General features: G+C 68.7%; 6 protein-coding genes and 1 pseudogene. 2 read left to right on the top strand and 5 right to left on the bottom strand.

Going from position 1 to position 7,739, the window contains the following annotated elements; all coding sequences use genetic code 11:
- Positions 1 to 154, top strand: a pseudogene (locus FV228_RS34225) (IS110 family transposase); the annotation flags it as partial.
- A 66-nt stretch (positions 155 to 220) separates the two neighbouring features.
- On the opposite strand, the gene metH reads toward FV228_RS34225, so the two are convergent.
- The 4 genes from metH to FV228_RS15380 form a co-directional block, all read right to left on the bottom strand.
- Positions 221 to 3,973 (bottom strand): methionine synthase, encoded by a 3,753-nt coding sequence (metH, locus tag FV228_RS15395; RefSeq protein ID WP_147855423.1) that lies wholly within the window; start codon positions 3,971 to 3,973, stop codon positions 221 to 223.
- A 174-nt stretch (positions 3,974 to 4,147) separates the two neighbouring features.
- Positions 4,148 to 4,399 carry a hypothetical protein gene (locus FV228_RS15390; RefSeq protein WP_147855422.1) on the bottom strand — a complete coding sequence of 84 codons (252 nt, stop codon included), beginning with the start codon at positions 4,397 to 4,399 and terminating at the stop codon, positions 4,148 to 4,150.
- A gap of 39 nt (positions 4,400 to 4,438) precedes the next feature.
- On the bottom strand, positions 4,439 to 5,359 hold the full coding sequence (gene metF / locus FV228_RS15385; protein ID WP_147855421.1) for a methylenetetrahydrofolate reductase [NAD(P)H]: 921 nt from the start codon (positions 5,357 to 5,359) through the stop codon (positions 4,439 to 4,441).
- A gap of 75 nt (positions 5,360 to 5,434) precedes the next feature.
- Positions 5,435 to 6,460, bottom strand: a complete 1,026-nt coding sequence (locus FV228_RS15380) for a metalloregulator ArsR/SmtB family transcription factor (RefSeq protein ID WP_147855420.1) — start codon at positions 6,458 to 6,460, stop codon at positions 5,435 to 5,437.
- Between the two features lie 123 nt (positions 6,461 to 6,583).
- Here FV228_RS15380 and FV228_RS15375 point away from each other — a divergent pair, with 123 nt between their 5' ends.
- Positions 6,584 to 7,165 (top strand): histidine phosphatase family protein, encoded by a 582-nt coding sequence (locus FV228_RS15375; protein ID WP_147855419.1) that lies wholly within the window; start codon positions 6,584 to 6,586, stop codon positions 7,163 to 7,165.
- An 8-nt stretch (positions 7,166 to 7,173) separates the two neighbouring features.
- On the opposite strand, the gene FV228_RS15370 is transcribed toward FV228_RS15375, so the two are convergent.
- Positions 7,174 to 7,739: bestrophin family protein (locus tag FV228_RS15370; protein ID WP_147855418.1), on the bottom strand; the 566-nt coding region annotated here is incomplete at its 5' end.

The raw sequence follows: 7,739 nt of genomic DNA, 5'->3' as shown, positions 1-7,739 counted from the left end.
CAGCCGCCACAACCCCACCCTCCGGGACGCCTACCTGCGCCTGCGCGCCGCCGGAAAGAAGCCCATCGTCGCCATCACCGCACTCATGCGACGCCTCATCGTCATCGCAAACGCACGCCTACGCGACACCTACGCGCAAACCGCCGCCAACTGAGTTGATGACGACGCGGGTGTTCTGGCGCCGCAAGGCGTCCCTTAAAGGTGATGCCTGCCGAGCCCCCTACTCCGCGGCTTCCGCCAGGTACCGCGTCGGGTCGTAGTTCAGGATCGGCCCGAGCCAGCGTTCGACCTCGCGGATGTCCATGCCCTTGCGCAGGGCGTAGTCCTCGACCTGGTCGCGCTCGACCTTGGCGACGCCGAAGTAATGCGCCTGCGGGTGCGCCAGGTAGAGGCCCGACACCGAGGAACCCGGCCACATGGCGTAGGACTCGGTCAGCTTCACCCCGATCCGACGCTCGGCCTTCAGGAGATCGAACAGCTGCGTCTTCTCGGTGTGGTCGGGCTGGGACGGGTAGCCCGGGGCCGGACGGATGCCGGCATAGGGCTCGCTCGTCAGTTCGGCGGGCGTGTAGGTCTCGTCCGCCGCGTAACCCCAGAACTCCCGGCGGACGCGCTCGTGCATGCGCTCGGCGAAGGCCTCGGCGATCCGGTCGGCCAGTGCCTTCACCAGGATCGCCCGGTAATCGTCGTTGGCCCGCTCGAACCGCTCGGCGATCCGCACCTCCTCCAGGCCGGCCGTGACCACGAAGCCGCCGACGTAATCGGCGATGCCGGTCTCCGCGGGGGCGACGAAGTCCGACAGGCAGGTGTTGGGCCGGCCGTCGCGCTTCGAGAGCTGCTGGCGCAGGCCGTGGAAGGTCGCCAGCCGGTCGCTGCGGCTCTCACCGGTGTAGAGCACGATGTCGTCGCCGACGCTGTTGGCCGGCCAGAAGCCGATCACGCCCTTCGGGTTGAACCAGCGCTCCGCCACGATCTGCTGGAGCATCTCCTGCGCGTCCTCGTAGAGGGCGCGTGCCGCGGGACCCTGGTCCGGGTCGTCCAGGATCGCCGGGAAGCGACCCTTGAATTCGTAGGTCTGCAGGAACGGCGTCCAGTCGATGTAGGGGACGAGGTCGGCGACCTCGTAGGACCCGAACACCCGGGCATCCGTGAAGGCCGGCTTCTTCGGCGCGTAGCCCGACCAGTCGACCTTGAACGCGTTGGCCCGGGCCTTGGCCAGGGGCAGGCGCTGCTTGTCGAGCTCCGAGCGGGCATGGGCGGCCGAGACCTTGGCGTACTCGGCGCGCACCTTCTCGATCGTCGTGTCGCGGGTCTCCTTCGACAGCAGGCTCGACACCACGCCGACCGCACGACTCGCGTCCGTGACGTAGACCGCCTGGCCCTTGGCGTAGGCCGGATGGATCTTCACCGCGGTGTGGACGCGGCTGGTCGTGGCGCCGCCGATCAGCAGCGGCACGGAAAAACCCTCGCGCTCCATCTCGCCCGCGACATGGACCATCTCGTCGAGCGACGGCGTGATCAGGCCGGACAGGCCGACGATGTCGACGTTCTCCTTGCGGGCCACGTCGAGGATCTTGGCGGCCGGGACCATCACGCCGAGATCGATGATCTCATAGTTGTTGCAGGCCAGCACGACGCCGACGATGTTCTTGCCGATGTCGTGGACGTCGCCCTTCACGGTGGCCATCAGCACCTTGCCGGCGGCCTGGCGCTTGCCGTCGCCGCCATTGGCGCGCTTCTCCTCCTCCATGTAAGGCTCGAGATAGGCAACCGCCTGCTTCATCACCCGGGCGGACTTCACCACCTGGGGCAGGAACATCTTGCCGGCGCCGAACAGGTCGCCGACCACGTTCATGCCGGCCATCAGCGGCCCCTCGATGACGTGGAGCGGGCGCTCGACGCCCTGCCGCGCCTCTTCGGTGTCGGCGATGATGTACTCGGTGATGCCGTTGACCAGCGCGTGCTCGATGCGCTTGGCCACCGGGGCCTCGCGCCAGGTCAGGTCGGCGGTCTTGGCCTGGGCCGAGGCACCGGTCTTGAAGCGCTCGGCCGATTCCAGCAGGCGCTCGGTGGAATCGTCGCGGCGGTTGAGGACGACGTCCTCGCACAGTTCGCGCAGCTCTGCCGGGATCTCGTCGTAGACGGCCAGCTGGCCGGCGTTGACGATGCCCATATCCATCCCGGCCTGGATGCAGTGGTACAGGAACACCGCGTGCATCGCCTCGCGCACCGGCTCGTTGCCGCGGAACGCGAAGCTCAGGTTCGAGACGCCGCCCGAGATGTGGGCGTGCGGCAGGGTCTCGCGGATCGTCCGGGTCGCCTCGATGAAGGCGACGCCGTAGCCGTTATGCTCCTCGATGCCCGTGGCAACCGCGAAGATGTTCGGATCGAAGATGATGTCTTCCGGCGGGTAGCCGACCTGCTCGGTCAGGATCCGGTAGGCCTTGGTGCAGATCTCGACCTTGCGCTCGTAGGTGTCCGCCTGGCCCTGCTCGTCGAAGGCCATCACCACCACGGCGGCGCCGTAGGAACGGCAGACGCGGGCCGCCTCGATGAACTTCTCCTCGCCCTCCTTCATGGAGATCGAGTTCACGATCGCCTTGCCCTGGATGCATTTCAGGCCGGCCTCGATCACCTCGAACTTCGAGGAATCGACCATCACCGGGACCCGGGCGATGTCGGGCTCGGCGGCGACGAGGTTGAGGAACTCGACCATCGCCTTCTGCGAGTCGAGCAGGCCTTCGTCCATGTTCACGTCGATGATCTGGGCGCCGGCGGCGACCTGATCGCGGGCGACGTCCAGGGCGGCGGCGTAGTCGCCGTTGGTGATGAGCTTCCTGAACTTGGCCGACCCGGTGACGTTGGTGCGCTCACCGACGTTCACGAACGGGATTTCCTTGGTCAGCACGAAGGGCTCCAGGCCCGAGAGCCGCATCAGGCGCGGGATCTCGGGGACCTGCCGGGGCGCCTTGCCGGCGACCGCCTCGCTGATCGCGCGGATATGGTCCGGCGTGGTGCCGCAGCAGCCGCCGACCATGTTGACCAAGCCGGATTCGGCGAATTCGCCGACGAGCTTGCCCATGGCCTCCGGGCTCTCGTCGTAGAGGCCGAACTCGTTGGGCAGGCCGGCATTCGGGTAGGCGCAGACCAGGGTGTCGCAGATCCGCGACAGCTCGGCGATGTGGCCGCGCATCTCGCGGGCGCCCAGCGCGCAATTGAGGCCGAAGGTCAGCGGATCGGAGTGGCGCAGCGCGTTCCAGAACGCCGCCGGGGTCTGGCCCGACAGCGTCCGGCCCGACAGGTCGGTGATCGTGCCGGAGATCTGGATCGGCAGGCGGATCCCGGTCTCCTCGAACACCGCCCAGCAGGCGGCCACCGCCGCCTTGGCGTTGAGCGTGTCGAAGATCGTTTCGATCAGGATCAACTCGGCCCCGCCGGCGATCAGGCCGCGGACCTGCTCCATGTAGGCGGTCTTGACCTGATCGAAGGTCACCGCGCGGTAGCCGGGATTGTTCACGTCCGGCGAGATCGACAGCGTGCGGTTCGTCGGGCCGATGGCGCCGGCGACGAAGCGGCGGCGGCCATCCTGTTTCTCGGCGAGCCGCGCGGCCTCGCGGGCGAGGCGCGCGCCCTCCCGGTTCAGGTCGTGGATGATCGATTCGAGGCCGTAATCGCCTTGCGCGATCGTGGTGCCGGAAAACGTGTTGGTCTCGCAGACGTCGGCGCCGGCCAGGAAGTAGTCGAGGTGGATCTGCCGGATCGCGTCCGGCTGCGTCAGGATCAGGAGGTCGTTGTTGCCCTTCTGATCGTTCGGATGATCCTTGAAGCGGTCGCCGCGGAAATCCGCCTCGGTCAGCCCGAGCCGCTGGATCACGGTGCCCATCGCCCCGTCGAGGACGAGGATCTTTTCCGACGCGCGCTGACGCAGCGCGGTTGCGATCTCGGTGCCGTCGACGGGCGGAAAGTCAGTCATGATCGGTCCCAACAGACCACCTCATCCTGAGGTGCCGGAGCGAAGCGGAAGCCTCGAAGGAGGCGTCGAGATTTTTGTGGGTCCCTGGAGCCTTCCTGCGAGGCCGTTGCGCGGCACCCAGGATAAGGCAGAGGGTGGAGTTCTCGTTTCGGACCAGCCCGGAAATGGTCCGGGTCAGCCCGCTTTCTCCAGGGCGGCGAGCCGCTTTTCGAGGGCGTCGAGGCGTTCTTCGACCTGGGCAGCCGCGTAGCGTCCGAGGACCGATTCGCCGTTAACGGCTTCCCGCAAATTGTCGAACCGACGTTCCAGCTTGTCGAAGCGGGTATCATGCTCCTCAAGCTTGCGATCGACGCGCTCGAATCCAGAGTGGATCTCGGTCCGCATCTCCCGAAGAAGCGGAAGAATCATATCCTGCGGTTCGGCCATGGTCCTGCCCCCTGCTGCGCCGTGCGGGCGCAGCTGAATTTAGGCTGCCGCCTTCTCCGCTGCCAGCTTCGGCGCCTGCGCGCGCAGGCCCAGCAGATGGCAGATCGCGTAGACGAGGTCGGAGCGGTTCATCGAGTAGAAGTGGAAGTCCTGGACCCCCTCGTCCACCAGGTCGAGCACCTGCTCGGCCGCCACGGCGGCGGCGACGAGCCGGCGGGTCTCCACGTCGTTGTCCAGACCCTCGAAGCGGGCGGCCAGCCAGTACGGCACCGAGGCGCCGGTGCGGCGGGCGAAGTTGGCCGACTGCTTGAAGTTCTGTACCGTCAGGATGCCCGGGATGATCGGGATCGTGATCCCGGCGGCACGGACCTTTTCGAGGTAACGCAGGTAGACCTCGTTCTCGAAGAAGAACTGCGTGATCGCCTGGTCGGCCCCGGCATCGACCTTGGCCTTCAGGGCGTCGATGTCGGCATCGAGGGTGGCGGCCTCCGGGTGCTTCTCGGGATAGGCCGAGACCGAGACCTTGAAGTCGCCGATGCGCTTGATCCCCGCTACCAGCTCGGCGGTCGTGGCGTAGCCTTCAGGATGCGGCCGGTAGGCGTGGCCGACGCCGTCGGCCGGATCGCCGCGCAGGGCCACGATGTGGCGGACGCCGACATCCCAGTAGGACTGCACCACCGCGTCGATCTCCTCGCGGCTGGCATCCACGCAGGTCAGGTGCGCGGCGGGCTTGAGGGTCGTCTCGCGGATCATCCGGGCGACCGTGTTGTGGGTCCGCTCCCGGGTCGAGCCGCCGGCCCCGTAGGTCACGGAGACGAATTTCGGCTGAAGCGGTGCCAGCCGCTCGATCGACGACCACAGGACCTTCTCCATCTCGTCGGTCTTGGGCGGGAAGAACTCGATCGAGACGCGGATCGGGTGGTAGCCGTCTCGGCTGGCGCGGTGGGCGGGTCGGCGCATCGGGTCTCGTCCTCTATGTCGGTCGGTTCAGACGATAAGGGTGATGGGTTGTGCGGAGGTCGCCGGACTTCGGGGTCAGGCGACCGCGCGCTGGAGCGGTTCGGCGGCGCGGTCGAGGCCTGCCTGCCGATGGCTGGCTTCCTGCGCGAGCCAGAGCGTGACGGTCAGCTGGCCGGTCTCCCGGGGCACCAGATCGCGGGTCGCGACCGTGGCGAGCCCGGCCTCGGCCAGCCAGCCGGAGACTTGATCCGCGGAGAAGCCGAGCCGGCGATGGGCCTGGCTCGTCCGCAGGAATTCGAGATCGTGCGGCGCGAAATCCACCACCAGGAGCCGTCCGCCCGGCGCCACGAGACGCACGGCGCCCCGCAGGGCGCGGGCCGGATCGTCGAGATAATGAAGCACCTGATGCACCACCACCAGATCGAAGCTCGCCCGGGCGAAGGGCGGCGCATGGATGTCGCCCTGGCGTAGGTCCACCCGCGACAGGCCCCGCCGCTCCAGGTTGGCCCGGGCGACCGACAGCATGGCGTGGCTCGAATCGAGGCCCGTGGCCCGGGCGGCCCGCGGGGCGAGCAGGCCGAGCATCTTGCCGGTGCCGGTGCCGAGATCGATCAGGCTGCCGAGGGGGCGCTCACCCAGCGCGTCGAGGACCGCCGCCTCGACCGTGGCCTCGGGGACATGCAGGGAGCGTAGCTCGTCCCATTTGGGCGCGAGCCGGGCAAAGAAGGTCTGGGCCGTCTCGGCCCGCTGGGTGCGGACCGCGTCGAGCCGGGCACGATCTTCCGAGAGAGGCGGCGTGCTCCGGTCCAGCCCGGACAGGAGCGGGTCGGCCAGGCCGGCCCGGGACTCGGACAGGCGGAAGAACGCCCAGGCTCCTTCGCGATGACGCTCGACGAGGCCGGCCTCCACCAGGAGCTTGAGATGGCGCGAGATGCGCGGCTGCGACTGGCCCAGGATGTCGGTGAGGTCGGAGACCGACAATTCGCCGTCGGTGAGCAGCGCCAGGATGCGCAGGCGGGTCTCCTCGGCCGCGGCGCGCAGGACGCCCAGGGCTTCCGGAAAAGGGATCGATCCCGCCGTTCGACTCTCAGCGCTAGACATAAAGATATGTTTATGTCCGTTTTATCGGAGGCGCAAGGGTGATGTTGCGGCGTCGACGCATTGTCTCGGCGCCGGGTGCCGGATCGGCGCAGGCGCGTTGACCGCGCGTACTCGGAGGCGCGCATGTCCCAGACCAAGCTTCCGCAGATCACCCTGGTCCGCCACGGCGAGACCGCCTGGAGCTTGTCCGGGCAACATACCGGGCGCAGCGACATCCCGTTGACGCCGGCGGGCGAGGCGGCGGCCCGCACCCTCGCGCCGCGCCTGGCAGCCGGAGCCTATGCGGCCGTCTGGTCGAGCCCGTCGAGCCGCGCGGCGACCACCTGCGCGCTTGCGGGGTTCGGCGCGGACCGCACGATCGATCCGGACCTCGCCGAGTGGGATTACGGCGCCTACGAGGGCCGGACCACGAAAGAGATCCTGGCCGAGCGCCCGGGCTGGCGGTTGTTCCGCGACGGATGCCCCGGCGGCGAAACGGCAGCCGATGTCGGTGCCCGGGCCGATCGGGTCATCGCCCGGATCCGCGCCCTGGATGCGGATCTGATCCTCTTTTCCAGCGCCCATTGTCTGCGCGTGCTCGCCGCCCGCTGGATCGGCCTGCCGCCGGAGGGCGGCGCGCTGCTGGTGCTCGGCACCGCCAGCGTCAGCGTCCTTGGCTATGAGCACGACCGGAGCGAACCGGTCCTGCGGGCCTGGAACGGCTGATCCCGACGCTACCGCAGCCAATACCCGTCCGGTGCCAGCGGCGCCGGCATCGGCTCGTCCAGCGCGTGGTGGACGATGCGGTCGACGGCCCGGACCATCGCGTCGAGGGGCAGGTCGTTCGGCTCGGTGCCGAACGGCTCCTCCAACTCGTCGCCCAGGGCGTCGAGGCCGAAGAACGTGTAGCCGACGAGCGCCACCACGACCGGCGTCGCCCAGCCGAGTGAGCCGGTGAGGCCCACCGGCAGCAGCAGGCAGTACAGCCAGGCGGTGCGGTAGACGAGCAGCGTGTAGGCAAAGGGCAGCGGCGTGTTGGCGATCCGCTCGCAGGCGGTGTGCACCCCGGACAAAGCCTCGATCCGCGCCTCCAGGAGGCCGAACTGGATGTCGGTCAGGCGCCCGGCCCGCATCAGCCCGGCGAGGTCGCGGGTCAGGGCGGCCAGGACCGAGTCGGTCGGGTTCGGGCCGCAGAGGTCCGAGCCCGGCGCCTTTCCATCCACGGCCTTGGCTTCGTCGAGACCGCGCAGGCGGGCATGCAGGCCGTGCGCGAAGGCCGACAGGCGCCGCAGCTGGGGCG

Source organism: Methylobacterium sp. WL18, assembly GCF_008040015.1.
Taxonomy (GTDB): Bacteria; Pseudomonadota; Alphaproteobacteria; order Rhizobiales; family Beijerinckiaceae; genus Methylobacterium; species Methylobacterium mesophilicum.
This window is presented reverse-complemented; position numbering and strand designations above follow the sequence as displayed.